This window comes from Pseudomonas sp. S31 (assembly GCF_016648105.1).
Classification (GTDB): Bacteria; Pseudomonadota; Gammaproteobacteria; order Pseudomonadales; family Pseudomonadaceae; genus Aquipseudomonas.
In genome coordinates this window covers 22,754-48,469 of sequence record NZ_JACVVE010000017.1, presented here as the reverse complement: position 1 = coordinate 48,469, position 25,716 = coordinate 22,754, and the positions used below count along the sequence as shown (strand labels likewise).

Below are 25,716 nucleotides of genomic sequence, written 5' to 3'. Positions count from 1 at the left end.
CCGCTCCTACAGGGGTTAGGTCCTCTGTAGGAGCGGGTTTACCCGCGAAGAGGCAGGCACAGGCTGAAGATGTTCCCAGGGTGCCCCGCAATCGTAGGACACCCCTCCCGATCAGAACCGGAACCGGCTGATCATCTGCTGCAACTGCCCACCCAACCGCGCCAGCTCCACGCTGGATGCCGAGGTCTGCTGGCTGGCTTCAGCCGTCTGCTCGGAAATATCCCGTACCGTCACCACGCTCCGGCTGATTTCCTCGGCGACCGCGCTCTGCTGCTCAGAGGCGGCGGCAATCTGCTGGTTCATCGACTGGATCGCCGACACCCGCTGGGTGATGCCTTCCAGTGCCACCCCAGCTTCGCGCACCAGCGCGACGCTGCTTTCGGTCAGGCTCTGGCTTTCCTCCATCAGTTCGCTCACCGACAGGGTGCCTTGCTCCAGGCTGCCGATCGCCGACTCGATCTCCAGGGTCGAGGCCTGGGTCCGCTGCGCCAGGCTACGCACTTCATCGGCCACCACGGCGAAGCCACGGCCTGCCTCGCCGGCACGGGCGGCCTCGATGGCGGCATTGAGCGCCAGCAGGTTGGTCTGCTCGGCCACCGCCTTGATCACGTCCATGACCTTGCCGATGCGCTGGCTTTCGCTGCGCAGGGCGCCCATGGCTTCCCCAGTGGCATCCACCTGCTTGGCCAGGCGGCCGATCTGGGCGACGGCGCGGGTGACCACGCTGTCGCCTTCGCGGGCTTCCTCGTCGGTGGCGCTGGCGGCCTGGGAGGCCTCGCCGGCGTTGCGGGCCACTTCGTGCACGGTGGCGGCCATTTCCTGCATCGCGGTGGCGACCTGGTCGGTCTCGACCTTCTGGTTGTTGGCCCCGGCGCTGGTCTGTTCGGTGATCGCCGACAGCTCCTCGGTGGCGCTGGCGATCTGCGAGATGCCGTCGCGCACCTGGGCGATCAGCTCACGCAGGTTGCGGGTCATGCCTTGCAGGGCGTTCTGCAACTGGCCCACTTCATCGCGGCGGCGGCTGGTCGGTTGTTCACCGAGATTGCCGCTGGCCACCTGTTCCATGGCGCCGAGCACGTGGCGCAGGGGCTGGCTGATCTGGCGGGCGATCAGCAGCGCGGCCAAGGCACCGATCAGCAGGGCGAGCACGGTGGTGACGATCTGCAGGGTCCTGGCGAAGTCGCTGTCCTGACTCACCGACTGGGCCTGGGCATCGAGCAACTGGCCGATCAGGGTATTGAGGGAATCGACATCGTTGCCCATGGCGGTGCGGTAGCCGACCAGTTTGCTCACCTCGCCGCGGAAGGTCTCGACCGCCTCGGCATAGGTGCGCACCTGCGCGTTCAGTTGCTCGAACTCGGCGGCGAAGCTGCCGTTGAAGCGCGCCACCAGCCCTGGCAGTTCGTTCACCGTGGCTGCGATCTGCGTGTTCATCAGCTTTTCGGTGTCGGCGTTGGTGTTACCGGTGTAGCCGCGCACGTGGTAGCGCAGCAGGATGAGGTTCTCGCGGATCTGGTTGATCGCTTCGATGCGGGTGAAGCGCTGCTCGGCATCGGGCAGGGCACGGACCTGCTTGCGGATCTGCTCGATGCTGGCGAACGCATTGGTGGCCAGCACGCCCATCTGCTTCTGTGCCGCGCGCATGGCCTGGTACGACTGGAAACTCAGCGCCTGGTTGCTGGCGTAGGCCTGCAGGGTCTGGTCGGCCTGGCTCAGCAGTGCCCGGTTTTCAGGCTTGGCCAGGGTCTGGCGCAGCTTGGCCAACGGCGCCTTGAACGCATCCAGCGCCGCCTGCAGGGCCTTGCCCTCGGCTTCGTCACCGTTGGCCATGGCGTGGCGCAGGCGTGCTTCGCGCAGGTCGCCAAGGGCGTCGTTGAGCCCCGATACATCGCGGACCACCTCGCTGCGACGCACCAGGCTGCCCAGGCCATCCCAACTGACCAGCGACTGGGTCAGAGTGAGGGCCAATACCAGGCCGAAACCGAGGAAGAGTTTGTTGGCGATTTTCAAGTCGCCGAACCAGGTAAACATGCTGCTGAGCTCCTTTTCTTATGCGTTGGAGGAGACCGGAGGTCCATTCCTTCTTTTAGATATAGTCATCTATATGAATAGGTCGGCAGATGTAACAAATTCTGAACGTAGATTTCAATGAAAAATGATGGCATTGAGGCATCAGTCAACCCTGCGTTTCGTGAAACCCGTGCAGCGGGTTGCCAGCGGCGGGCTTTCCCGTGCAGATTTGTGGCTTGTGGCGGCCTGCGAGCCTCCAACCAGAACAAGCCCCCAGGGAAGAAGATTGATGAGTCAAAGCTCGCAATTCACATTGCTCGGCAAGCGGCGGTTCTTGCCGTTTTTCATCACCCAGGCGCTGGGCGCCTTCAACGACAATCTGTTCAAGCAGTCACTGATCCTCGCCATCCTGTTCAAGCTCGGCTTCAGCGAAGGCGCCAGCGCCATGTGGGTCAACCTGTGCGCGTTGCTGTTCATCCTGCCGTTCTTCCTGTTCTCGGCGCTGGGTGGGCAGTTCGGCGAGAAGTTCGCCAAGGACGCGCTGATTCGCATCATCAAGCTGGCCGAGATCGTGATCATGGCCATCGGCGCGCTGGGCTTCGTCACCCATCACCTGACGCTGATGCTGGTGGCGCTGTTCGGCATGGGCACTCATTCGGCGCTGTTCGGGCCGGTGAAGTACTCGATCCTGCCCCAGGCCCTGCGGGAACAGGAGTTGGTGGGCGGCAACGGCCTGGTGGAGATGGGCACGTTCCTGGCGATTCTCGCTGGCACCATCGGTGCCGGGGTGATGATGTCGGCCGACAGCTATGCCACGGTGGTCGCTGGCGGGGTGGTGGGCACTGCAGTGCTGGGCTACCTGGCCAGCCGCTGGATCCCCCGCGCCGCAGCGGCTTCGCCGCAAATGGCGCTGGACTGGAACATCGTCAAGCAGTCCTGGGCGATCCTGCGCATGGGCTTGGGGCAGACCCCGGCGGTGTCGCGCTCGATCGTCGGCAACTCGTGGTTCTGGTTCGTCGGGGCCATCTACCTCACGCAGATCCCGGCCTATGCCAAGGACTGGCTGCATGGCGACAGCACCGCGGTGACCCTGGTGCTGACCCTGTTCTCGGTGGGTATCGCCCTGGGCTCGTTGTTGTGCGAACGCCTCAGCGGGCGCAAGGTGGAAATCGGCCTGGTGCCGTTCGGCTCGTTCGGTCTGACCCTGTTCGGCCTGCTCTGGTGGTGGCACTCCGGCGACGTGCCGGTGGGCGCGGCGCCACACGACTGGCTGGCGTTGCTGGGCATGCACGAAGCCTGGTGGATCCTGCTGTCGATCGTCGGCCTGGGCGTATTCGGCGGTTTCTACATCGTGCCCCTGTATGCGCTGATCCAGGCACGCACCGCCGAGGGCGAGCGCGCCCGGGTGATCGCGGCCAACAACATCCTCAATGCCCTGTTCATGGTGGTCTCGGCGCTGTTGACCATGGTCCTGCTGGGTGTGGCCAAACTGAGCATCCCACAGTTGTTCCTGGTGGTGTCGCTGCTCAACGTGCTGGTCAACGCCTATATCTTCAGGATCGTGCCCGAGTTCACCATGCGCTTCCTGATCTGGCTGCTCAGCCACTCGATGTACCGCGTGGAGCACCGTGACCTCGAGCGCATTCCGGACGAGGGCGCGGCGCTGCTGGTCTGCAACCACGTGTCGTTCGTCGATGCGCTGCTGCTTGGCGGGGCCATCCGCCGGCCGATCCGTTTCGTCATGTACTACAAGATCTACAACCTGCCGGTGCTCAACTTCGTCTTCCGCACCGCCGGTGCGATCCCGATTGCCGGGCGCAACGAAGACCAGGCCACCTACGAACGAGCCTTCGCCCGCATCGCCGAGTACCTGGCGGCGGGCGAACTGGTGTGCATCTTCCCGGAGGGCAAGCTGACCGGCGACGGCGAGATCGATGTGTTCAAGGGCGGCGTCAGCCGCATTCTCGAGCAAACCCCGGTACCGGTGATTCCACTGGCGCTGCAGGGGCTGTGGGGGAGCTTCTTCAGTCGAGATCCGGCCAAGGGCTTCTTCAAGCGCCTGTGGTCGCGGGTGACCATCGTGGCTGGCGCCGCCATCCCGGTGGAGGCGGCGCAGCCCGAGGCGTTGCGTGAGCAGGTCAGCCGCTTGCGCGGCAGCCTGCGCTAGCTGGCGGGCTCAGCTGGCGCTGACTTTCAGGCCGACCAGGCCGGCCACGATCAGCGCCACACTGACCAGCCGTACCAGGGCCATCGACTCGCCGAACAGGATGATCCCGGCGATCACCGTGCCCACCGCGCCGACGCCGGTCCAGATGGCGTAGGCGGTGCCCAGGGGCAGCTCTTTCATGGCAAGGCCGAGCAGGCCGAGGCTGATGGCCATGGCCGCAACGGTGAGTGCGGTGGGAAGGGGTTTGCTGAAGCCGTCGGTGTATTTCAGGCCGACGGCCCAGCCGACCTCGAACAGGCCGGCGAAGAACAGGATGATCCAGGACATGATTGCGTCTCCATCGTTTTGAAGGATGGGGCCGTCCCCGGGATGGTCACGCGGTGCGTCGTGAGGTCGTCCTCACAGTGGGCAATATAGTGCACATTCGTAGAGGGTTGGGCAAGCCCGCTCCCACAGCCCCCCACAGTTCTGAACATTCATGGGATACCTGTGGGAGCGGGCTTGCCCGCGAAAAGGCCGGCACAGCCCACATCAATGACGGGCAGGTTCCACGCCCTCTACCTCTTCCCCAGGCGCTTCCATCCGCCTGAACCAGGTCGACAGCAACGCCCCGGAAATATTGTGCCAGACGCTGAACAACGCACTGGGCACCGCCGCCAGCGGCGAGAAGTGCGCCGCCGCCAACGCCGCACCCAGCCCGGAGTTCTGCATGCCTACCTCAAGCGCCAGCGACTTGCGCTGGGCCAGCGGCAGCTTGCACAGCTTGCCGGTGAGATACCCGAGCAAATAGCCAAAGCTGTTGTGCAGCACCACCACCGCCATGATCAGCAGGCCCGACTCGGCGATCTTCGCCTGGCTAGCCGCCACCACCGCACAGACGATCATCACGATGCTCACCACCGACACCAGCGGCAGCACCTGGACCGCTACCTGCACCCGTTCGCCCAGCAGACGCTGGGCGAGCACGCCGAGCACGATCGGCAGCATCACCAGCTGCAGAATCGACCAGAACATGTCCATGAAGGACACCGGCAGCCAGGCCGACGCCAGGAACCAGATCAGCGCTGGGGTCAGCAGCGGCGCCAGCAAGGTGGTCACGCCGGCGATGGCCACCGCCAACGCCAGGTCGCCCTTGGACAGCCAGACCATCACGTTCGAGGCGGTGCCGCTGGGGCAGCAGCCGACCAGGATCACGCCCACGGCGATTTCCGGCGGGAGGTGGAACAGCTGGCACAGCAACCAGGCCATGCCCGGCATGATCACGAAGTGTGCCACCACCCCCAGCAGCACCCGCCACGGCTGGCGGGCGAGGGCGGCGAAGTCGTCGAGCTTGAGGGTCAGGCCCATGCCGAACATCACCAGCCCCAGCAGCGGCACGATGGCGACCTTGAGGGCGATGAACCATTGCGGTTGCAGGAAGGCCAGGAGGGCGAACACCAGCACCCAGACGGCGAAGGTGTTGCCGACGAAGCGGCTGAAGGCGGCGAGGGCACGCATGGGGCAATTCCTTTTCTATTTATAACTTTGAGAATTTCATGGGCCTCTTCGCTGCGACTTGTCCCGCGAAGGGGCCGGTACTGGCGCCAGATGAACATCGGCCAGCACCGTTACTTCAAACGACCTCAAACCCCTTGCGGAATCTCTTCCCCACCCAGCGCCTCGAACAGCACCGGCAGGAATTCGGCAAAGGTCATCATCATCAGCTGGAAGCTGGCATCGAACTGCTGCGCCGCTTCATCGCCGCCATCCTGTTCGGCCTGCTCCTGCAGCAACTCCTCGAACTTCAGGCGCTTGATCACCATCTTGTCGTCCAGCACGAACGACAGCTTGTCCTGCCAGGCCAGGGCCAGCTGGGTGACCACCTTGCCGGTGCTCAGGTGCAGCTGGATTTCCTCGCTGGTCAGGTCCTGGCGCTTGCAGCGCACGATGCCGCCATCTTCGGCGGTGTCACGCAGCTCGCACTCGTCCAGCACATAGAAGCCTTCGGCGGCCTGCTGCGACTTGACCCAGTCGGTCATGGTCGCGCTCGGCGCGATCTTCACCGTGGCTGGGCGCACCGGCAGCGAGCCGATCACTTCGCGCAGGGTCGAGAGCAGGTCTTCGGCACGCTTGGCGCTGGCCGAGTTGACCAGGATCATGCCCAGGCGCGGAGCGATGGCGGCGAAGATCATCGAGCGGCGGATGAACGCACGCGGCAGGAAGGCCTGGATGATCTCATCCTTGATCTGGTCGCGTTCCTTCTTGTAGACCTTGCGCATCTGCTCGGTCTCGATCTCTTCGACCTTTTCCTTCACCGCGTCGTTGACCACGCTGCTCGGCAGGATGCGCTCTTCCTTGCGTGCGGCAATCAGCAGGAATTCACCGCTGACGTGCACCAGGGGAGCGTCTTCGCCCTTGCCGAACGGCGCGACGAAACCGTAGGTGGTCAGCTCCTGGCTGGCGCAGGGGCGGGCCGGCTTGGTGGCCAGGGCGGCTTCCAGCGCTTCAGCCTCGAACGGTACTTCCTGGGTCAGGCGGTAGGACAGCAGGTTCTTGAACCACATGAGGGGCAATCTCTCCTTAATGCATAAGGCGGGCATTATTCTCCGAGCAGCGGTCCCAGGCCAACCCTGTCAGAGGGCCAGCAGCTATATAGAAGGAAAGAAAAGCCCGACTGCGCTAGGTCTTTGAAAGGCCTGCAAATTTTTTTTGAAAAAGTTTAAAAAAGTGCTTGCCAGGGTGTCGGGTCGTCCGTAGAATGCGCGCCACACCGAGACGAAAGGGTGATTAGCTCAGCCGGGAGAGCATCTGCCTTACAAGCAGAGGGTCGGCGGTTCGATCCCGTCATCACCCACCACTCGATGTATAGCGCAGCGGTAGTTCAGTCGGTTAGAATACCGGCCTGTCACGCCGGGGGTCGCGGGTTCGAGTCCCGTCCGCTGCGCCATATTCAAGCTTCCAGGGCCCACTGAACACCCGGAAGCCACAGAGAAAGCGACCTTAGGGTCGCTTTTTTTGTTTGTGCTTTGCGCGGTTGATGCAGAAGCGGCCTTGCCGGGGCACTCCCACAGAGTGGACTGCCCCACCGCGCGGTCAACGACGACGCTCTTCCTCGCGCAACGTCAGCACCTCGACCCCATCCTCGGTCACCGCCACCGTATGTTCCCACTGCGCCGACAGCGCGTGGTCGCGGGTCACCACCGTCCAGCCATCCTTCAATGTGCGCGTGCCGCGCCCCCCCTGGTTGATCATCGGCTCGATGGTGAACACCATGCCTGGCTTGAGCTTCATACCCATGCCGCGCTGGCCGAAGTGCAGCACCTCGGGCCCTTCGTGCATCTGCTGGCCGATGCCATGGCCGCAGTACTCGCGTACCACGCTGTAGCCCGCCGCTTCGGCATGGGCCTGGATGGCGTGACCGATGTCACCCAGGGTCGCCCCGGGACGCACCTGCTCGATGCCTTTCCACAAGGCGTCGTAGGTAGTGTCGACCAGGCGCGTGGCCTCGTCGCTGATAGTACCGATGCGGTACATCTTCGACGAATCGGCGATATAGCCGCCCTGTTCGAGGGTGATGTCGACGTTGATGATCGAGCCTTCCTGCAACACCTCGTCGGCCTTGGGGATGCCATGGCAGACCACATGGTCGACCGAGGTGTTCAGTGAGTAGGGAAAGCCGTACTGGCCCTTGCTCGCGGGGCGGGCCTTGAGGGTCTCGACGATGAACGCATCGGCGCGGTCGTTGATCTGCATCGTGGTCACGCCGGGGCGGATGAAGCCGTCGAGTTCGGCGAACACCTGGGCCAGCAGCTGGCCGGCGCGGCGCATCAGGTCGAGTTGTTCGGGGGTCTTGAGGATCACCTGGGACATAAGGGGGAGGGTGGTTGCTCGTACTGGAGTTTGCCCCAGCATAGCGCCATGGGGCTGTGGGTTGCCACCGTGTGGTGCGTTGCCGTGCCGGCCTCTTCGCGGGTAAACCCGCTCCTACAGGATCATCACAGGCCTGAAAACTGCACCGTATCTGTAGGAGCGGGTTCACCCGCGAAGAGGCCGGCCCTGCTGGCCCATTATTTGCTCAATCCCACTCATCCAGGGCCATCAACGCCGATAGCCCTCACACACTCACGACAAAGGCGCCGTGTTGCCCCGCTTGCCAAGCAAGCCGGGGCAGCCGGCGCCTTTTTCCGTTCCTGAAGGGGAGACCACCCATGACCACCCGCGAAGTACGCAGCGTATGCCCTTACTGCGGCGTCGGTTGCGGCATCGTCATGACCGTGGCCGACGGCAAGGTGAGCAAGATCAGTGGCGACAAGCAGCACCCCAGCAATTTCGGTCGCCTCTGCACCAAGGGCCTGACTGCCCACCTGCCGTTGACTCGCGGTCGCATGGAGGACGCGTTCGTCCGCCAGCAGCGCAGCCAGGAGCCGGTGCGCAGCCCGTTGGACCAGGCCATCGCCCAAGCCGCCCAGCGCCTGCGCGATATCATCGACAGCCATGGGCCCGACGCCGTGGCGCTGTACGTGTCCGGGCAGATGTCGCTGGAGGCCCAGTACCTGGCCAACAAACTGGCCAAAGGGTTCATCGGTACCCGCCATATCGAGTCCAACTCGCGGCTGTGCATGGCCAGCGCCGGCACCGGCTACAAGCTCTCGCTCGGCGCCGACGGCCCGCCGGGCAGCTATCAGGATTTCGAGCACGCCGAGGTGTTCCTGGTGATCGGCGCGAACATGGCCGACTGCCATCCGATCCTGTTCCTGCGCCTGCTCGACCGGGTCAAGGCCGGCGCCAAGCTGATCGTCGTCGATCCCCGGCGTACCGCCACTGCCGACAAGGCCGACCTGTTCCTGCAGGTGCGCCCTGGCAGCGACCTGGCGTTGCTCAACGGGCTGCTCTATCTGTTGCACCAGAACGGCCATACCGACCCCGAATTCATCGCCCGACATACCGAAGGCTGGGACGAACTGCCAGCCTTCCTCGCGGACTACACCCCTGAGCGCGTTGCCGCCATCACCGGGTTGGCCGAGGCCGACCTGCGCCAGGCCGCCGAATGGATCGGCAGCGCCAGCGAATGGATGAGCTGTTGGACGATGGGCCTGAACCAGAGCATCCACGGCACCTGGCACAGCAACGCCCTGTGCAACCTGCACCTGGCCACTGGCGCCATCTGCCGCCCCGGCAGCGGCCCTTTCTCGCTGACCGGCCAGCCCAACGCCATGGGCGGTCGCGAGATGGGTTACATGGGGCCGGGCCTGCCGGGCCAGCGTTCGGCCCAGGTGCCAGCCGACCGAGCTTTCGTCGAACAACAGTGGGGCCTGGCACCGGGCAGCCTGCGCGCCGACGGTGGTGAGGGCACGATCGCTCTGTTCGAGCAGATGAAGGCCGGCGAGGTGAAGGCCTGCTGGATCATCTGCAGCAACCCGGTGGCCAGCGTCGCCAACCGTCAGCAGGTGATCGACGGGCTGCGCCAGGCCGAGCTGGTGATCACCCAGGAGGCCTTCCTCGATACCGAGACCAACCGCTACGCCGATATCCTTCTGCCCGGTGCGCTGTGGGCCGAGGGCGAGGGCGTGATGATCAACAGCGAGCGCAACCTCACACTGATGCCACGTGCCGTCGCGCCGCCTGGGCAGAGCCTGCCCGACTGGCAGATCATCGCCAAGGTCGCCTGTGCCATGGGTTATGCCGAAGCCTTCGACTATGCCGATGCCGAGGCGGTGTTCGATGAAATCCGCTGCTTCTGGAACCCCGCCACCGGCTACGACCTGCGTGGCATTGGCTATCCCGAGCTGCGCCAGGCCCCTCGGCAATGGCCCTGTGCGCCGGATCGCGCGGACCACCGCAGCCCGCTGCGCTACCAGAACGACGGCAGCAGTCAACGCCTGTTGCTCGATGCCCAGGGCAATCGGCCCGCGTTGGCCTTTCCTACCGCCAGCGGCAAGGCGCGGTTCTTTGCCCGCCCTTGGCTGCCGGCCCCCGAGCTGCCCGACGCCGAGTTCCCGCTGGTACTCAACACCGGCCGCGTGCAGCACCAGTGGCACACGCTGACCAAGACCGGCAAGGTGCCGGCGCTGAACAAGCTCGAGCCCGGCCCTTTCGTCGAGATCCACCCCGACGATGCCGAGCGCCTGGGCCTGCGCGACAAGGACCAGGTGGCCGTGCGTTCACGCCGCGGTCAGGCGCTGTTGCCGGCGCGGCTCAGCACCCGGGTGATGCCGGGCAACTGCTTCGCGCCGTTCCATTGGAACGACGTGATCGGCGAGCAACTGGCGATCAATGCCGTGACCTGCGATGCGGTCGACCCGCTGTCGCTGCAGCCGGCCTTCAAACACTGCGCCGTGGCCCTGGAACGGGTCGCCGGCGAACGCATCGACGCCCTTGACCTGGGCGCCGCCACCCACTTGCCGGAGCCTGTCCGCATGCCGACCGCCACCCTGTCCCGCCTGCTTGGCCTGGACGCGCTGCCTGCCCCGGTGCTGGCCGAGCAAGAGCGCCACTACCTGCAAGGCTTCCTGCTCGGGCTGCAGCAGGCCCGCGCCGAGGGCGTGCCCAGCCTGCCGGCCAATGCCCCGCTGGAACCGTCTCGTCGGCTGTTCGTCGATGGCTTGCTGGCGGGTGTGTTCGCGCAACCGGCCTCGCTCCCCGAAGCGCTGGCCGCGCCCGTACGGCACCAGGTGCTGTGGGCGTCGCAGACCGGCAATGGCGAGGCCTTGGCCGAACGTTGCGCCGAACGCTTGCGCAGCGCCGGCCATGCGGTGCAGCTCGCTTGCATGGATTCGCTCAGCCCGCGGCAGTTGCAAGGCGCCGCCAGCGTGGTGTTGATCGCCAGCACCTTCGGCGACGGCGATGCGCCCGACAGTGCCGGGGCGTTCTGGCAGGCATTGCAGGGCGAGGAGGGTGCCCACTGCGCCAACCTGCCCTACGCCGTGCTGGCCCTGGGCGATTCCAGCTATGACCAGTTCTGTGGTTTTGGCCGCAAACTCGACCAGCGCCTGGCCGAACTGGGCGGGCGCCGTCTGCTGCAGCGGGTCGACTGCGAGCCGGACTACGACGAGGCTTTCGCTGCCTGGCTGGAGGCCTTGCTGCCGCAATTGGGCAACGACGCTGCCGCAGTTGCGAGCGACAGCCCGGCCCCGAGCGCGACCTATGGCAAGCAACAGCCGTACCCGGCGCGCCTGCTGGAGAATCGTGTGCTCAATGGCCCCGGTGCCAGCAAGGAGACGCGCCAACTGGTGTTCGACCTGGCCGGCAGCGGCTTTACCTACGAGGCCGGCGATGCCCTGGGTGTGTGGCCGCGCAACTGCCCCGAGCTGGTCGAAGAACTGCTCGGCCTGATGCAGCTCGACGGCAGTATCCAGGTCGAGCTCAAGGCCCAGCCGACGATGCCGCTGGCGCAGGCTCTGGAGACGCAGTTGGAAATCGCCAAGGTCACGCCGCAGCAGTTGCAGGTCTTCGCCCACAATGCGCCCGACTTGCAGCGCCTGCTGCAACCCGAATGCAAGGCTGAACTACAGGGCTGGCTGTGGGGCCGGCAACTGGCCGATGTACTGCGCGCTTTCCCGCAACGGTTGCCGCTGGCCACCTGGCTGGAACTGCTCAAACCGTTGCAGCCACGCCTGTATTCGATCAGCTCCAGCCCCTTGGCCCACCCCGAGCAGGTGCACCTGACCGTGTCCACCGTGCGTTACGGCCAGCGCAAGGGGGTGTGCTCGACGTTTCTGGCCGACCGCGCGCAGGTGCTGGAGGTGGCGATCTTCCCCCAGGTGTCGAAGCACTTTCGCTTGCCCGAGGACGACGATACGGCGGTGATCATGGTCGGTCCTGGCACCGGCATCGCGCCGTTCCGGGCGTTTCTCGAGGAGCGCGAAGCGCGGGGGGCCAAGGGTGGCAACTGGCTGTTCTTCGGTGAACAGTGCGCCGCCACCGACTTCTATTACCAGGAGCAATTGCAGGCCTGGCAGGCGGCCGGGCATTTGCGCCTGGACACCGCGTTCTCGCGAGACCAGGCCGAGAAGATCTATGTGCAGCAGCGCCTACGTGAACAGGGCGCGCAGGTGTGGGCGTGGTTGCAGGGTGGGGCGTACTTCTATGTGTGTGGCGATGCCCAGCGCATGGCCAAGGACGTGGATGCGGCGCTGCGCGAAATCGGTGCCGAGCATGGTGGCATGGATGCGGGGGCGGCTGCGGCCTATGTCGAGGGGCTAGGCAAGGCCAAGCGGTATCGGCGTGATGTGTATTGATGTGCTCCAGGATGGGGAGGGGTGCACTGTAGATGTGCAGTGATGCCGATGGCCTCTTCGCGGGTGAACCCGCTCCTACAAGGTAGCGAAGCCAGCGCAACCCCCTGTAGGAGCGGGTTTACCCGCGAAGAGGCCGTAATGGGCACCCCACTTGGCACACTCCCTGCTTTACCCCAGATACAACAAAGCCCACTGGTCAACGGCGACCATCCCGGGCCCCACACCGTGATGAATACAGGCAAAGGCGCCTGGAGCTTCGGCTCCAGGCGCCTTTTTTTTGATCGAGGATCGGCTATGAAGGCAACAGTGAACGGCGGGCAACGAGAGCGACTGGTCATCGTCGGCAACGGCATGGTCGGTCACCACTGCGTCGAGCAACTGGTCGAGCGCGGTGCCCTGGCGCGCTTCGAATTGCGGGTGTTCGGCGAGGAGCGCCAGCGCGCCTACGATCGTGTGCACCTGTCGGAATACTTCGGCGGCAGTTGCGCCGAGACCTTGGCCCTGTGCGGGCAGGACTTCTACGACGGCCACGGCGTGCACCTGCACCTGGGCGAAGCAGTGCTGGAAATTGACCGCGAGCGCCAGGAAGTGGTCACTGCCGAAGGCCGCTACGGCTACGACCAATTGATCCTGGCCACCGGCTCGTATCCGTTCGTGCCGCCGATCGAAGGCTCCAGCGGCCATGCCCGCCTGGTGTACCGCACCCTCGACGACCTCGACGCGATCCGCGCTGCGGCCAGCGATGCCCGCCGAGGCGTGGTGGTCGGTGGTGGCTTGCTCGGCCTGGAAGCCGCAAACGCACTGAAGTCCCTTGGCCTGGAAGCCCACGTGGTGGAGTTCGCCCCACGCCTGATGCCGGTGCAACTGGACGGTGAGGGCGGCGCGGCGCTGAAGGCGCAGATCGAAGCCCTGGGTGTGGGCGTGCACCTGTCGCGCGCCACCCAGTCGATCAGCGCCGGTGAGGATTACCGCTACCGCATGAACTTCGATGGCGGCGAGCACCTGGAAACCGACCTGATCGTGTTCTCCGCCGGCATTCGCCCGCAGGACGCTCTGGGCCGTGCCAGCGGCCTGGACATCGCGGCCCGTGGCGGCGTGGTGATCGACAACCATTGCCGCTCCAGCGACCCGCGCATCTTCGCCATCGGCGAGTGCGCCTCGTGGAACGGCAGCGTGTTCGGCCTGGTCGCCCCGGGCTACAGCATGGCGCGCAACCTGGCGGCGCTGCTGCTGGGCGAGGCAGCCGGCGAATTCACCGGTGCCGACATGTCGACCAAGCTCAAGCTGCTGGGCGTGGATGTCGGCTCCATCGGCGATGCCCACGGTGCCACGCCGGGCGCGCGCAGCTACCGCTTCATCGACGAGGCCAACAGCGCCTACCGCCGCCTGGTGGTGGATGCCAGCGGCAAGCACGTGCTCGGCGCGGTGCTGGTCGGTGACAACAGCTACTACGACACCCTGCTGCAATACGCCCAGAACGGCATCGCCCTGCCGGCCGACCCGGCCGCCTTGATCTTGCCGCAAAGTGGTGGCGCGCCTGCCCTGGGCGCCGATGCCCTGCCTGACAGCGCGACCATCTGCTCGTGCCACAACGTCAGCAAAGGCGCGGTGTGTGCGGCCATCGACAGCGGCTGCGGCGACCTCGCCGCGGTCAAGGGCTGCACCAAGGCGGCCACGGGGTGCGGCGGCTGCGCGGCCTTGCTCAAGCAGGTCTTCGAGCACGAGCTGAGCGCCCGTGGCGTGACCGTGGACAAGAGCCTGTGCGAACACTTCGCCTACACCCGCCAGGAGCTCTACGGCCTGGTACGGGTCGAGGGCATTCGCACCTTCCACGACCTGCTCGCCCGCCACGGCAAGGGCCACGTCGGCTGCGACATCTGCAAGCCAGCGGTGGGCAACATCCTCGCCTCGTGCTGGAACCAGCCGATCATGGACCCGGCGCTGGTGCCGCTGCAGGACACCAACGACACCTTCATGGCCAACATGCAGAAGAACGGTACCTACTCGGTGGTGCCGCGCATCCCCGGTGGCGAGATCACCCCGGACAAACTGATCGTGATCGGCCAGGTGGCGAAGAAATACGACCTCTACACCAAGATCACCGGTGGCCAGCGCATCGACCTGTTCGGCGCCCAGCTGCACGAGCTGCCGCTGATCTGGGGCGAACTGATCGAGGCAGGCTTCGAGACTGGCCATGCCTACGGCAAGTCGACCCGCACGGTGAAGTCGTGCGTGGGCAGCACCTGGTGCCGCTATGGCGTGCAGGACAGCGTCGCCATGGCGTTGCGCCTTGAGGACCGCTACAAGGGCCTGCGCAGCCCGCACAAGCTCAAGTTCGCGGTGTCGGGCTGTACCCGCGAGTGCGCCGAGGCGCAGAGCAAGGACATCGGCGTGATCGCCACCGACAAGGGCTGGAACCTGTACATCTGCGGTAACGGCGGCATGCGTCCTCGGCATGCAGAGCTGTTCGCCACCGACCTGGACGACGAGACCCTGGTGCGCCTGATCGACCGGGTGTTGATGTTCTACATCCGCACTGCCGACAAGCTGCAGCGCACCTCGGTGTGGCGCGAAAGCCTCGATGGCGGCCTGGACTATCTCAAGCAGGTGATCCTCGACGACAGCCTGGGCCTGGCGGCCGAGCTGGAAGCGCAGATGCAGCATGTGGTCGACCAGTATGAATGCGAATGGGCCAACGCCCTGAAAGACCCGGAGAAGCTCAAGCGCTTCCGCACCTTCGTCAACGACCGGCGCGCCGACCCGGACGTGCACTTCGTCCGCGAGCGCGAACAACGCCGGCCTGCCGCACCGCTGCACCTGATCCCTACTGTCGAGGAGGCTGTCTGATGAACCTGTCCAATGCTGTTATGAAAACCCAACCGACCTGGCAGGCGGTGTGCCAGGCCGATGACCTGGTGGCCGATTCCGGCGTGGTGGTGTGGCTCGGGGGCGAGCAGGTGGCACTGTTTTACCTGCCGGGGCAGGCCCAGGCGGTGTACGCGCTGGACAACCGCGACCCGCGCTCCGGCGCCAATGTCATCGGCCGTGGGCTGGTGGGCAGTGTGCAAGGGGAGTTGGTGGTGGCGGCGCCGCTGTACAAGCAGCATTTCAGCCTGGAGAGCGGGCAGTGCCTGGAGGATGCCGGGCAGCGGTTGCGGGTGTGGCCGGTGCGGTTGAATGGCGGGGCGGTGGAGGTGGCGGTGGGCTGAGCTCACCGATTTCACTGCCGCACTTCTGGGATAGGGGCGGTGCGGGACTCCAGGTCCATTTCGGTGGGCCATTGAACTTTAGGGGCGCGTTGATTAAATGGGTTGGAATGAATGCCCTCGTTCCAGTCCCAAGGTGGGTGTACGAAATCAGGGAGGGCTTCGGCTCCTTCATGCATGAAAAGCCTCGCTGTGGCCCAGTACTGCTTGCCTGCTTCTATATCGTCTGTGAAAAATATTCGGTCGATTATTTCGTCAGTGCCAGGCTTTCTAACAGATATTCTAATTTCTTCTTTATAACCTCCGTAACCTAGTGGGGCGTAGAATTGATAGACTTCAACGGTAAGTTCGTTCCAGTTATAAGCAACTGGCTTTACCCCCCAGGTCTTACGGCTAAAAGGGTGCAGTCTGTCGATTCTGTATTGGTAGAAATAAACTTTTCGTCGGTGGCGGTTGAATCGAATAGGTTCGTCTCGCGGAAGTTTCAGGTCAAGGCGAATATAAGGAGTGAATGTGAAAATTGCACCCAAAAATATCCCTATTGATACGGCTATGTGTTCTAGGTCAATGCTTCTGGTCGAGTAGGTTTCAATGATCAATCCGAACAGAAGTGCCGCCGTTCCTGACAAGATCGCCAGTGCTCCGGTTACTATTCCTACACCTCTGACTCTCAAGAGCGTTCTAGGTAATTCAATGTAGTTCTGGTCAATGTGATTGGGTGGCGGCTCCAGATTACTCATGATCTCCTGTTGAGTTACTGGCGTCGAGGGGGCGGGTAAGTCGTATCGCCATCCGAGCCCGCGATGTGGCAGCGTCATGCATTATTCTCTACCACGCGTTGACGTTCTACCTCTGGATCGACGAATACCGGAGGCCCATCACCAGTCTGTGGTTGGAACGCTCGCACATCCTGAGCTGCCCAATCACGATGGGTTGCTCGGATGATCTGCAAGATCTGCGAGGTCTGCAATTGGTACGCACGCAGCGGGTCCTCGCGCCAAGCCTGGCGCTTCACGACCCAGTTCAGACGCTGGTGGTTGTATTCCTGGATGAGGCCGACAGTGTCATCGAGCACCACTGCCAGCACGCCATTCTCAAGCTGATGGCGGGCCATCGCATTGACCAGATAGCCGCGCAGGGCGGTCTTGCGCAGGAACCGGCTGTGGAAGCCATGGGCACTGTCGAAAGGGCCGTTCGCCTGCTGAGCGAATTCGAACACCTGGCGGTCGACCTGAAGGTTATCCGGAGTCATGGCCAGACCTAGCAGCTCGGGGTTGCTGCGGGCTTGGATCAAATCCAGTCCCTCGAATCGATGCGCCGGGGCCTCACCGCTGCGATAGGCGTGCAGCACGCTGGCTGGCCACGCATCGCTGGAAAAGGCCAGCCATGCCGAGCCATAGGTTTCAGTGTCAATGTTGAGAAAGGCTGAGGGGATATCGTGGTCCCGATGCATGCAGCGGTCGGGCAGCGACGGCACTCGCCCGAGCCTCGGCTCGTAGGGGTTGAAGCGACGCAGGTGACCCTGATCGGTGACCTCATAGGCGTGCCAGATGCGCTGATTGAGCAGTACATAGAGGTAGCCGCTACGTAACGTGCGCAAGCCCATCCGGGTTTGTGTGGTCGGGTCGTGGCCTGGACGGGTATCGGGTACCACGGCGCGGCGCAGCGGGAGGATCGGCAGGCCCTGACGTTCGCAGGCATTACAGGTGTTGGCCGGGGTGTGGACTTCGGTGAGCACGTCGGCAAGGGTCTGGCTGAAGCTCATGAAAAGGCCTCGCGTCTAGGGAGGATGATAACCAGACACTGCCAATTCGAATCGGATAAGCCCGTCGATGATGGTTTAGCGATCAGTTACCTCAAAGCTGAGGTTGAACACTAACGAGGAAGCAATTCGCATGGGAGTTCCGAACTTCCCAAAGATGAGTAGGAAAAGTCGTTATGTAGCTCTACGGCTCTTCGCGGCTAAAGCCGCTCCTACAGGATCACCACCCGCCCCATGAACGGTGCAGGACCTGTAGGAGCGGCTTTAGCCGCGAAGAGGCCAGCCCAGGCGACCTAGATCACCAACCCCTGCGGCCTACGCCCCGCAAACACCTCGACCAACCCATCGACCACCATCTCGCCCATGCGCGTACGGGTCTGCACCGTCGCACTGGCCCGGTGCGGCTGCAGCACCACATCCTCGCGCTCGAACAAGGCCTCCGGCGCGCGCGGCTCGTCGGCGAACACATCCAGCGCCGCCCCAGCGATCTCGCCGGCCTGCAACGCCGCGATCAGCGCTGGCTCATCCACCAGCTTGCCGCGTGCGATGTTGATCAGGTAGCCCTCTGAACCCAACGCCTGCAACACTTCGCGACCCACCAGCGCCTCGCCCTTGTCGGCCGCAGCCGCCAGGATCAGTGCATCGCTGTCCCGGGCCAGTTGCAGCAGATCGGCTTCGAAGCCGTACGGCACATCCAGCGCCTGCAGGTCGGTGTAGCGGATCGGACAACCGAACGCCGCCGCCCGTTGTGCCACCGCGCGGCCGACCCGGCCCATGCCGACGATGCCCACGCGCATGCCCGACACCTGGCGCGCCAGCGGCAACGGCGCCAGGGGCGTGGCGCTGGTGGCCCAGTGCCCGGCGCGGACGAAGCGGTCGCCGGTGCAGATGCCGCGGCATACACCGATCAGCAGGCCGATCGCCAGGTCGGCGACGTCCTCGGTCAGCGCGCCGATGGTCGCGGTCACCTGGATGCCGCGGTCGCGGGCGTAGGCCAGGTCCACCGCATCGGTGCCCACGCCATTCACCGCCACCACTTCGAGGTTGGGCAGGCGCGCCATCAGCGCCTGGCTGATACCGGTGTGCCCGCCGGTGACCACGCCACGGATGTTGGCGCCATGGGCGGCGATGCAGGCGTCCTTGTCGGCCTGCTCATAGTAGCGGTGCACGGTGAACAGTGATTCCAGGCGCTCGCGCACCGCCGGGATGAGGATGGGGCTCAGTTGCAGGATTTCAGGTTTCATCAAGACACTTCCTTCAAGACAGTCAGAGATCAGCCGCGCCCGACGAAGGGCATGTTGCTGGCCATCACGGTCATGTTCAGCACGTTGGCCTCCAGCGGCAGCGCGGCGATGTAGCGCACCGCATCGGCGACATGGCGCACGTCGACCATCGGTTCGGCGGCGATGTCGCCGTTGGCCTGGCGCACGCCGCGGGTCATGCGTTCGGACAGTTCGGTCAGGGCATTGCCGATGTCCACCTGGCTGCAGACGATGTTGTAGGCCCGGCCATCCAGCGCCAGGGCCTTGGTCAGGCCCAGCACCGCATGCTTGCTGGCGGTGTAGGGGGCGGTGAACGGGCGTGGGGTGTGCGCCGAGATCGAGCCGTTGTTGATGATCCGCCCACCCTGGGGCTGCTGGCGGCGCATCAGGCCGAAGGCGGCACGGGCGCACAGGTACACGCCATCGACGTTGGTGGCGATGACGTTGCGCCAGTTTTCCAGCGGCAGCTCGTCGACCGGTACCGCTGGGGCATTGATGCCGGCGTTGTTGAACACCACATCGAGGCGGCCATGCACTTCCTCGATGGTGGCGAACAACTGCGCTACGCTGTGCTCGTCGCGCACGTCGGTGGGCACGGCCAGGGCTTCGCCGCCGGCAGCCCGGGCCTGTTCGGCCAAGGCCTGCAGCGGTTCGGCGCGGCGCCCGGCGAGCACCAGGCTGAAACCGTCCTCGAGCAGGGCGAGGGCGACAGCGCGGCCGATGCCGCTGCCGGCACCGGTGACCAAGGCGATTTTCTTGTTTGGGGTTTGGCTCATGGAGTTCTCCAGTACGTCAGGCTGCGTTCGCGTGTGAGGCGGTCGGTCGTGGGCCGACCTGCAGGTGCAGTTCACCGATGCCGTCGATGCCGGCGTGGATCACATCGCCGGGGTTCAAGGGTGCCACGCCGGGCGGGCTGCCGGTCATGATCAGGTCGCCGGGACGTAGTGGCAGTTGCCGGGACAGTCGGCTGATCACCTCGGCCAGTGGCCAGGTCTGCTGGGCGAGGTGGGCGCGCTGGCGCTCCTGGCCATTGACCTGCAGCCACAGGCTGGCATCCAGCGGCCAGGCGCGCTGGCTGGCCGGCACGATGGCGGTCATCGGCGCCGAAGCCTCGAACACCTTGGCGCCTTCCCACGGCAGCCCTTCGGCCTTCGCCTGGCGCTGGCGGTCGCGGCGGGTCAGGTCGAGGCCTGCGGCAAAGCCGTAGACGTGCGTGAGGGCCTGCTCGGGGGCGATGTCGGCACCGCCTTCGGCAATTGCCACGACCAACTCGATCTCATGGCAGAACTCGTCGGTTTGTGGCGGGAAGGGCAGTTCGCCGGTGGCCTCGACGACATTGCAGGCTGGCTTCATGAAGAACACCGGCTCGCTCGGCGCCGGGCCTGCGGCCTCGGGCCAGGGGTAGTTGCGGCCCAGGCAGAATACCCGGCCCACGGGAAAGCGCGTGGTGCTGCCGTGGATCGGCAGGCTGACCGTGGGCGGTGGGGGGAACAGGTACGACATGAGTACTTCCTCCGTGCTGGAGTCACCAGCGTAAACAGCCGCTGGCGGGCAAAGTTGGAGATAAACGGGGTTGGCTTGGACTAATCCGGGGTCTTTGCTTGCGGCCGTTTCACCGCCGTGTAGGAGCGGCGGTGAAACGGCGGGTGGGTGTTCAAGCGGCCGTCTTCAACTCGATCCGGTACAGCTTCCCAAGCAGCAGCGAATACGACAGGGTGCCCATCAGCGCCACGCCACCGATGAACCAGAACGCCATGGCGAACGAGCCGCTGGCATGCACGATGGCGCCGATCACGATCGGCGTGACGATGCCGCCGATATTGGCTGCCAGGCTGGTGATACCGCCGGTGAGCCCGATCAGCTCCTTGGGCGCCACTTCCGACACCGCCGCCCACGACGACGAGGCGATGCCCTGGGCGAAGAACGCCAGGGTCAGCACGGCGATGCACAGCACGTTGGAGTCGGTGAAGTTCACCAGCACGATCGACATGCCCAGCATCGAACCGACCACCAGTGGCAACTTGCGGGCGAACGACAGGGAGTAGCCGCGGCGGATCAGCAGGTCGGAAACGATCCCTGCCAGGAGAATGCCCACGGTGGCGCCAATGAACGGCATCACCGCGAAGATGCCGACCTTGATCAGGGTCAGCTGGCGCTCTTCGATCAGATAGGTGGGGAACCAGGTGAGGAAGAAGTACAGCGCCGAGGTGCTGGCGAACTTGCCCAGGCAGATCGCCCACACCTGGCGATAGCGGAACAGTTCGGCCACCTGACGCCAGTCGAAGCGGGTGCGCTGCTGGCTGCTTTTCACCAGGGCGCCGCCATCCTCGATGTACGCCAGTTCTTCCTTGCTGACTTTCTTGCAGTTCAGTGGGTCGCGGTACAGCCACAGCCACAACACGCCGAACACGATGCCGACAACGCCAGTGCTGTAGAACACATGGCGCCAGTCGTAGGTGGTGGCCAGCCACAGCAGGGCGCCGGTGAACAGAGCCGTGCCCAGGTACTGGCCGCAGACGTAGATGCTGCTGGCCATGCCGCGTTCACGGGCGGGGAACCACACCGTCACCGCGCGGCTGTTGGCCGGGAAGGCTGGGGCCTCCATGGCGCCCACCGCCAGGCGTAGGCCGAACAGCGAGGCGAAGCCGCTGGCCAGACCCTGGGCGACGGTGACTGCCGACCAACTGATCAGCGACACGCCGTAAGTCAGGCGCGAACCGAAGCGGTCGGCGACGAAACCGGCAGGCACAAGGGCCAGGGCATAGGTCCAGGCGAAGGCGGAGAAGATCAGGCCCATCTCGACCTTGTCCAGGCCCAGGTCCTTGGACATGAAAGGCGCGGCGATGGAAATGTTGACCCGGTCGACGTAGTTGATGATGGTCGCCACCAGCAGCAGTGACAGCATGAACCAGCGGCGGCGGGTGGGCAGGCGTTGCGATGGGGCCGCGTCCAGGGCGAACGACGGCGCCGCGGAACGCGAGGTAGGCGTGCTCGACATGAGTCGACCTCGTTTGTTGTTGTTGGTTGAGGTTGGGCTGCAGTCCCTTTGTTAAGGTGGTCGTACAACTGCTGAAATGCAATGCTGGGGTTAGATCGTTTTTTGCAGATGGGCGGGGCGAGGACTGCGATGTCCAAAAAAATTTGTGGCGGGGGTTGGGACGTTTGTGTTTGAGCAAGATCTTGTTTTTTAAAGGATTTTTAAGATTCTAGCGGGGCGTGTTTTTGTAGAGGTGGGTAAGTTGCAGAGTTTGGACATCGTACAACCTGTTGCCAGCCTGATCGAATGCTGGTCAGAATTCGTTGGTACCTGGGCCGGCCCACTCGCGGGTAAACCCGCTCCTGCAGGGCCAACGCCGCCTTCTGTAGGAGCGGGTTCATCGGGGCGCCGAACCGCCGCGAAAAGGCCGGCACAGGCATCGCATCACCCATAGACCGGAGAAAGCCCAATGCCCCCCAAGCACGAGGTCCCGACCTACCTCATGCAGCAGCGCAGCGAGCTGATGGATTTCCACATCCGCGACCAGCGCGGCCGCCCGGCCGAAACCGCGCCGCATCGCCACGAGTATTTCCAGATCCAGGTCAATCTCGGTGGCGACACGGTGCAGCACCTTGGCAGCGTGCAGCGCCCGTTCCGGCGCAACACCCTGGCGTTCATCCTGCCGCACCGGGCCCACGTGATCCCGCACCCGGCCGACAGTGATTTCGTGGTGATCAACTTCGCCCAGACGTTCCTCCTGCCGCACCTTGCCTGCGACCCGATGGACCTGGAGGAAGTGTCGATCCTGCAGGCCCCCGAGCTGTCGCCGTTTCGCTTCCAGGAACACCTGGATTTTTGCCTCGATGACGTCGATTTCGCCGAGGTGCGACGGCTGCTCGAACGTATGCGCGAACTCGATGGCAACCGCCGGTTCGGCAGCCGTGAAGTGCTCAAGGGCCTGCTGCTGCAACTGATCGGCCAGGTCTGCGGGCTGTACGCCGAACCCCTGCGCGAACTGGCCGAAAGCAATGCTGCGCAACTCAGCCGCAGGGCGGCACTGGGACGCATGAGCGACTACCTGCGCCGGCACATCGACGATCCCGACCTCAACCTGCACAAAGTGGCGGCGGCCACCTACCTGTCGCCGACTTACCTCACCCACTGGCTGCGCAAGGAGATCGGCAAGACTTTCAGCGAGCTGGTGCTGGAGCGGCGCATGCACACGGCGCGCAACTACCTGCTCAATGGCAGCCGCCCGGTGGGCGAGGTGGCGCGGCTCTGTGGCTTCGCCGACGAGGCCTACTTTTCCCGGCGCTTCCGGCAGATCCACGGCCTGCCGCCGGGGCAATTCCGCCGCCAGCAGCGCGACCCGGATACGCCGCAGGTGGCGATGCGGTAAGCTTGCCGCATGAACCTCGACACCCGCATCAAGTACCGCCACCTGCTGTGCTTCCTGGAGATTGCCCGGCAGGGCAGCCTGGCCAGGGCCGCCGATATCCTCGCCATCAGCCAGCCGGCGATCTCCAAGACGCTCAAGGAACTCGAGGACCTGCTCGAAACGCGGCTGTTCGAGCGCAGCCGCCAGGGCGTCGAGCTGACCCCCGCCGGGACCCGCTTCATGCGCTACGCCGGCCCCAGCGTGCAAGCCCTGCGTGATGGCGTGAGCAGCCTGCGCGGTGAGGCACGGGCGCCATCGCAGGTGCGCATCGGCGTGCTCTCGACCGTCGAGAGCCTGCTCATGCCCGAGGTTCTGTGCCGCCTGCATCAGCGCCACGAGGCGCTGCTGATCAGCGTGGTCACCGGGGTCAGCGCGCAACTGCTGGGGCAGTTGCACCTGGGCGAGCTGGAGCTGGTGGTCGGGCGCATGACCGACAGTCCGCAGATCCAGGGGCTGTCCTTCGAGCATCTGTACAGCGAGTCGATGGCCCTGGTGGTGCGCCCCGGTCACCCTCTGCTGGCCAGCACGCCGGTGGAGCGGGGCAGGCTGGGCCGTTACCCGCAGGTGCTGCCGCCGCCGGGTACCACCATCCGCCAGCATGCCGACAGCCTGTTCGTACAATGTGGCATCCAGCCCTCGGCGCAACGCCTTGAAACCCTCTCGCTGGCGCTCAGCCGGCGCTACCTGCTGGGTAGCGACGCGGTGTGGGTGGCGCCGCGCGATGCGGTGCTCATCGACCTGCGCCGTGGCGAGCTGGCCGAGCTAGACCTGGGCGTGCGCGAGCCGGGTGGTTCTGTAGGCATCTGCCGCAACGCGGCCCTGGCGCAGAGCCTGCCGGGGCAGTGGGTCTGCGAGGTGTTGCGCGAGGTGGCTGGGGAGTATCGCGATGGCCTCTATCCTTGAATTCGCTGCTCAGCGCCAATGGAATAAATCAACGGGCGCAACGGGCGAAACCGGCACAAAGGGTCAATACTGGCCAGTGGCTGCAGGCCTGCACATGAAGAAGCTTTTAAGTACTGAACTTATGGGCCCAAACCCGCTCTTATGCCGGTAGCCATTGGTTAGGGCCGCCTGCTAAGCTCGCGGCTTTACCCTGATTGCCCCTATGGCGCATGAACAAGGAAATAGCATGAAACAGCATCGTTTGGCGGCTGCGGTTGCCCTGGTAGGCCTGGTACTGGCTGGCTGCGATCAGCAGGCCAGCACTCCCGAGCTGAAGACTCCGGCACAGAAAGCCTCCTACGGTATCGGCCTGAACATGGGCAAGAGCCTGGCTCAGGAAGGCATGGAAGACCTTGATTCGAAAGCGGTAGCCCTTGGCATCGAAGACGCTGTCGGCAAGAAAGAACAGCGCATCAAGGACGACGAGTTGGTTGAAGCCTTCACCGCGCTGCAGAAGCGCGCCGAAGAGCGCCTGGCCAAGGCCAGCGAAGAAGCCTCTAGCGCCGGCAAGAAATTCCTCGAAGAAAACGCCAAGAAGCCTGGCGTGGTCACCACCGCTTCGGGCCTGCAGTACGAAGTGGTCAAGAAGGCCGATGGCCCGCAGCCCAAGGCCACCGACGTGGTCACCGTCCACTACGAAGGCAAGCTGATCGACGGCAAGGTGTTCGACAGCTCCGTCGAGCGCGGCAGTCCGATCGACCTGCCGGTCAGCGGCGTGATCCCAGGTTGGGTCGAAGGCCTGCAACTGATGCACGTTGGCGAGAAGTACAAGCTGTACATCCCGGCTGACCTGGCCTACGGTGCCCAGAGCCCGAGCCCGCTGATCCCGGCCAACTCGGTGCTGGTGTTCGACCTCGAACTGCTCGGCATCAAGGACCCGGCCCAGCTGCAGGGCGATGCCCCGGCCCCGGCCGAAGCACCTGCCGAAGCGCCGGCCAAGTAACACGCCCGGCCTTGCCGACAACGCCCCGCCTCGGCGGGGCGTTGTCGTTTTTGCCGGAACGAACCTGGCCGGGCCTGGGTGGTCCTAGCCAATGCGACCTGGCATCAAAACGTTTGCGAGCCTTGAAACGGCTGTGTAAAAAACGCCCGATCTGACCGGGGCCCTTGCCTCGTGGGCACATGACGTCGGAAAATTCGCCCTGTTCACAAGGTTATCCACAATAAATGTGGATAACCTCTCGCTGTTGGAGGCCCCATGAGCGCACCTTGGAATTTCGCCCGTTTCCTGCCCCTGGCCGAGCGTCTGCTCAGCCGTGGGCGGTTGCCGGCCTTGCTGTTCGCCGTGGCCCGCAAGGGCCCGCGGCTCGGCCAGCTGCGTGACGATGTGCGGCTGCTGCAGTCGCTGTGCCTGGCTTGGTGGCGCGGTGAGTACCGGGCCATCAGCCCCAAGGCGCTGGTGACCATTGTTGCCGGCCTGCTGTATTTCGTCAGCCCCATCGACGCGATCCCCGACTGGTTGCTGGGCGTCGGTTTCCTCGACGACATCGCCGTGCTGGGCTGGGTGCTCAAGACCGTGGCCGACGAACTGGCGCGCTTCAAGGCCTGGCGCGACAGCCAGGCACCGGAGCGTCTGCGCGTGGTGGAGCGCCTGCCGGACACCCCGGAAGCCCTGCGTCTGGAACGCAACACCCGCTGAATTTGCCTTGAGCTGCACAGACTCCCGCGCTTGGTAATATAATTGGCATAAGGATTATGCCTACGGATTACATGCCGCAGGCCTACGTGAGGGGGTG

19 protein-coding genes, 2 tRNA genes and 1 pseudogene are annotated in these 25,716 nt (G+C 64.6%); 10 read left to right on the top strand and 12 right to left on the bottom strand.

Annotation, left to right across the window (positions count from 1 at the left end; translation table 11 throughout):
- Positions 1 to 111 precede the first annotated feature (111 nt).
- On the bottom strand, positions 112 to 975 hold the full coding sequence (locus IAE37_RS29210) for a methyl-accepting chemotaxis protein (protein ID WP_442967822.1): 864 nt from the start codon (positions 973 to 975) through the stop codon (positions 112 to 114).
- Positions 967 to 2,031: pseudogene (locus IAE37_RS29205) on the bottom strand (methyl-accepting chemotaxis protein); the annotation flags it as partial. The pseudogene IAE37_RS29205 and the gene IAE37_RS29210, both read right to left, overlap by 9 nt.
- Before the next feature lie 268 nt (positions 2,032 to 2,299).
- On the opposite strand from IAE37_RS29205, the gene IAE37_RS14420 reads away from it, so the two are divergent.
- Positions 2,300 to 4,177 (top strand): MFS transporter, encoded by a 1,878-nt coding sequence (locus IAE37_RS14420; protein WP_201174644.1) that lies wholly within the window; start codon positions 2,300 to 2,302, stop codon positions 4,175 to 4,177.
- A gap of 9 nt (positions 4,178 to 4,186) precedes the next feature.
- Here IAE37_RS14420 and sugE read toward each other — a convergent pair whose 3' ends face one another.
- The 3 genes from sugE to rdgC all read right to left on the bottom strand — a co-directional run bounded on the left by sugE (position 4,187) and on the right by rdgC (position 6,720).
- Entirely contained in the window at positions 4,187 to 4,504 is a 318-nt protein-coding gene (gene sugE, locus IAE37_RS14415; RefSeq protein WP_201174642.1) for a quaternary ammonium compound efflux SMR transporter SugE, read from the bottom strand.
- 204 nt (positions 4,505 to 4,708) lie between these two features.
- Positions 4,709 to 5,674, bottom strand: coding sequence for a bile acid:sodium symporter family protein (locus tag IAE37_RS14410; RefSeq protein ID WP_201174639.1), 966 nt, complete (start codon positions 5,672 to 5,674; stop codon positions 4,709 to 4,711).
- A gap of 125 nt (positions 5,675 to 5,799) precedes the next feature.
- Positions 5,800 to 6,720 carry a recombination-associated protein RdgC gene (rdgC, locus tag IAE37_RS14405; protein WP_201174638.1) on the bottom strand — a complete coding sequence of 307 codons (921 nt, stop codon included), beginning with the start codon at positions 6,718 to 6,720 and terminating at the stop codon, positions 5,800 to 5,802.
- Positions 6,721 to 6,937: 217 nt separating this feature from the next.
- On the opposite strand from rdgC, the gene IAE37_RS14400 reads away from it, so the two are divergent.
- Positions 6,938 to 7,013: transfer RNA gene (locus tag IAE37_RS14400), tRNA-Val, on the top strand.
- Between the two features lie 13 nt (positions 7,014 to 7,026).
- A tRNA-Asp gene (locus IAE37_RS14395) sits at positions 7,027 to 7,103 on the top strand.
- Between the two features lie 146 nt (positions 7,104 to 7,249).
- On the opposite strand, the gene map is transcribed toward IAE37_RS14395, so the two are convergent.
- Positions 7,250 to 8,026 (bottom strand): type I methionyl aminopeptidase, encoded by a 777-nt coding sequence (gene map / locus IAE37_RS14390; RefSeq protein ID WP_201174637.1) that lies wholly within the window; start codon positions 8,024 to 8,026, stop codon positions 7,250 to 7,252.
- 338 nt (positions 8,027 to 8,364) lie between these two features.
- Here map and IAE37_RS14385 point away from each other — a divergent pair, with 338 nt between their 5' ends.
- The 3 genes from IAE37_RS14385 (at position 8,365) to nirD (ending at position 15,602) form a co-directional block, all read left to right on the top strand.
- A complete protein-coding gene (locus IAE37_RS14385; RefSeq protein WP_201174636.1) occupies positions 8,365 to 12,393 on the top strand; it encodes a bifunctional nitrate reductase/sulfite reductase flavoprotein subunit alpha in 4,029 nt (1,342 codons plus the stop codon).
- A 294-nt stretch (positions 12,394 to 12,687) separates the two neighbouring features.
- Positions 12,688 to 15,240, top strand: a complete 2,553-nt coding sequence (nirB, locus tag IAE37_RS14380; protein ID WP_201174635.1) for a nitrite reductase large subunit NirB — start codon at positions 12,688 to 12,690, stop codon at positions 15,238 to 15,240.
- Positions 15,240 to 15,602 carry a nitrite reductase small subunit NirD gene (nirD, locus tag IAE37_RS14375; protein ID WP_201174634.1) on the top strand — a complete coding sequence of 121 codons (363 nt, stop codon included), beginning with the start codon at positions 15,240 to 15,242 and terminating at the stop codon, positions 15,600 to 15,602. The genes nirB and nirD overlap by 1 nt, the downstream gene beginning before the upstream one ends.
- 11 nt (positions 15,603 to 15,613) lie before the next feature.
- Here the strand turns inward: nirD and IAE37_RS14370 are convergent, their stop codons facing one another.
- The 6 genes from IAE37_RS14370 to IAE37_RS14345 all read right to left on the bottom strand — a co-directional run bounded on the left by IAE37_RS14370 (position 15,614) and on the right by IAE37_RS14345 (position 21,621).
- A complete protein-coding gene (locus IAE37_RS14370) occupies positions 15,614 to 16,339 on the bottom strand; it encodes a DUF6708 domain-containing protein (RefSeq protein ID WP_236409961.1) in 726 nt (241 codons plus the stop codon).
- 74 nt (positions 16,340 to 16,413) lie between these two features.
- Complete coding sequence (locus tag IAE37_RS14365; RefSeq protein WP_328822738.1) at positions 16,414 to 17,364, bottom strand: T6SS effector BTH_I2691 family protein; 951 nt, start codon at positions 17,362 to 17,364, stop codon at positions 16,414 to 16,416.
- 290 nt (positions 17,365 to 17,654) lie between these two features.
- Positions 17,655 to 18,605, bottom strand: a complete 951-nt coding sequence (locus IAE37_RS14360) for a 2-hydroxyacid dehydrogenase (protein ID WP_201174633.1) — start codon at positions 18,603 to 18,605, stop codon at positions 17,655 to 17,657.
- A gap of 29 nt (positions 18,606 to 18,634) precedes the next feature.
- On the bottom strand, positions 18,635 to 19,399 hold the full coding sequence (locus IAE37_RS14355) for an SDR family oxidoreductase (RefSeq protein ID WP_201174632.1): 765 nt from the start codon (positions 19,397 to 19,399) through the stop codon (positions 18,635 to 18,637).
- A gap of 16 nt (positions 19,400 to 19,415) precedes the next feature.
- Positions 19,416 to 20,126, bottom strand: coding sequence for a fumarylacetoacetate hydrolase family protein (locus IAE37_RS14350; protein ID WP_201174630.1), 711 nt, complete (start codon positions 20,124 to 20,126; stop codon positions 19,416 to 19,418).
- 151 nt (positions 20,127 to 20,277) lie between these two features.
- A complete protein-coding gene (locus tag IAE37_RS14345) occupies positions 20,278 to 21,621 on the bottom strand; it encodes an MFS transporter (protein ID WP_201174629.1) in 1,344 nt (447 codons plus the stop codon).
- Positions 21,622 to 22,069: 448 nt separating this feature from the next.
- Between IAE37_RS14345 and IAE37_RS14340 the strand changes: the two genes are divergently transcribed.
- The 4 genes from IAE37_RS14340 to IAE37_RS14325 all read left to right on the top strand — a co-directional run bounded on the left by IAE37_RS14340 (position 22,070) and on the right by IAE37_RS14325 (position 25,619).
- The gene (locus IAE37_RS14340) at positions 22,070 to 22,999 is read left to right on the top strand and encodes a helix-turn-helix transcriptional regulator (protein WP_201174628.1); all 930 of its coding nucleotides are present in this window, start codon (positions 22,070 to 22,072) and stop codon (positions 22,997 to 22,999) included.
- Between the two features lie 9 nt (positions 23,000 to 23,008).
- A complete protein-coding gene (gene pcaQ / locus IAE37_RS14335; protein WP_201174627.1) occupies positions 23,009 to 23,941 on the top strand; it encodes a pca operon transcription factor PcaQ in 933 nt (310 codons plus the stop codon).
- A 226-nt stretch (positions 23,942 to 24,167) separates the two neighbouring features.
- Positions 24,168 to 24,923, top strand: coding sequence for an FKBP-type peptidyl-prolyl cis-trans isomerase (locus tag IAE37_RS14330; RefSeq protein ID WP_201174626.1), 756 nt, complete (start codon positions 24,168 to 24,170; stop codon positions 24,921 to 24,923).
- A 255-nt stretch (positions 24,924 to 25,178) separates the two neighbouring features.
- Positions 25,179 to 25,619: a YkvA family protein gene (locus tag IAE37_RS14325; protein ID WP_201174625.1), complete on the top strand. Its 441-nt coding sequence runs from the start codon at positions 25,179 to 25,181 to the stop codon at positions 25,617 to 25,619.
- Positions 25,620 to 25,716 lie beyond the last annotated feature (97 nt).

Bases quoted from the DNA above. Each gene is read 5' to 3' on its own strand.
- IAE37_RS14410 (WP_201174639.1), bottom strand. From the start codon at position 5,674: ATGCGTGCCCTCGCCGCCTTCAGCCGCTTCGTCGGCAACACCTTCGCC.
- IAE37_RS14420 (WP_201174644.1), top strand. From the start codon at position 2,300: ATGAGTCAAAGCTCGCAATTCACATTGCTCGGCAAGCGGCGGTTCTTG.
- IAE37_RS14330 (WP_201174626.1), top strand. From the start codon at position 24,168: ATGAAACAGCATCGTTTGGCGGCTGCGGTTGCCCTGGTAGGCCTGGTA.
- IAE37_RS29210 (WP_442967822.1), bottom strand. From the start codon at position 975: ATGACCCGCAACCTGCGTGAGCTGATCGCCCAGGTGCGCGACGGCATC.
- nirB (WP_201174635.1), top strand. From the start codon at position 12,688: ATGAAGGCAACAGTGAACGGCGGGCAACGAGAGCGACTGGTCATCGTC.
- IAE37_RS14345 (WP_201174629.1), bottom strand. From the start codon at position 21,621: ATGTCGAGCACGCCTACCTCGCGTTCCGCGGCGCCGTCGTTCGCCCTG.
- sugE (WP_201174642.1), bottom strand. From the start codon at position 4,504: ATGTCCTGGATCATCCTGTTCTTCGCCGGCCTGTTCGAGGTCGGCTGG.
- pcaQ (WP_201174627.1), top strand. From the start codon at position 23,009: ATGAACCTCGACACCCGCATCAAGTACCGCCACCTGCTGTGCTTCCTG.
- rdgC (WP_201174638.1), bottom strand. From the start codon at position 6,720: ATGTGGTTCAAGAACCTGCTGTCCTACCGCCTGACCCAGGAAGTACCG.
- IAE37_RS14385 (WP_201174636.1), top strand. From the start codon at position 8,365: ATGACCACCCGCGAAGTACGCAGCGTATGCCCTTACTGCGGCGTCGGT.
- nirD (WP_201174634.1), top strand. From the start codon at position 15,240: ATGAACCTGTCCAATGCTGTTATGAAAACCCAACCGACCTGGCAGGCG.
- IAE37_RS14360 (WP_201174633.1), bottom strand. From the start codon at position 18,605: ATGAAACCTGAAATCCTGCAACTGAGCCCCATCCTCATCCCGGCGGTG.
- IAE37_RS14355 (WP_201174632.1), bottom strand. From the start codon at position 19,399: ATGAGCCAAACCCCAAACAAGAAAATCGCCTTGGTCACCGGTGCCGGC.
- IAE37_RS14340 (WP_201174628.1), top strand. From the start codon at position 22,070: ATGCCCCCCAAGCACGAGGTCCCGACCTACCTCATGCAGCAGCGCAGC.
- IAE37_RS14370 (WP_236409961.1), bottom strand. From the start codon at position 16,339: ATGAGTAATCTGGAGCCGCCACCCAATCACATTGACCAGAACTACATT.
- IAE37_RS14365 (WP_328822738.1), bottom strand. From the start codon at position 17,364: ATGAGCTTCAGCCAGACCCTTGCCGACGTGCTCACCGAAGTCCACACC.
- IAE37_RS14325 (WP_201174625.1), top strand. From the start codon at position 25,179: ATGAGCGCACCTTGGAATTTCGCCCGTTTCCTGCCCCTGGCCGAGCGT.
- map (WP_201174637.1), bottom strand. From the start codon at position 8,026: ATGTCCCAGGTGATCCTCAAGACCCCCGAACAACTCGACCTGATGCGC.
- IAE37_RS14350 (WP_201174630.1), bottom strand. From the start codon at position 20,126: ATGTCGTACCTGTTCCCCCCACCGCCCACGGTCAGCCTGCCGATCCAC.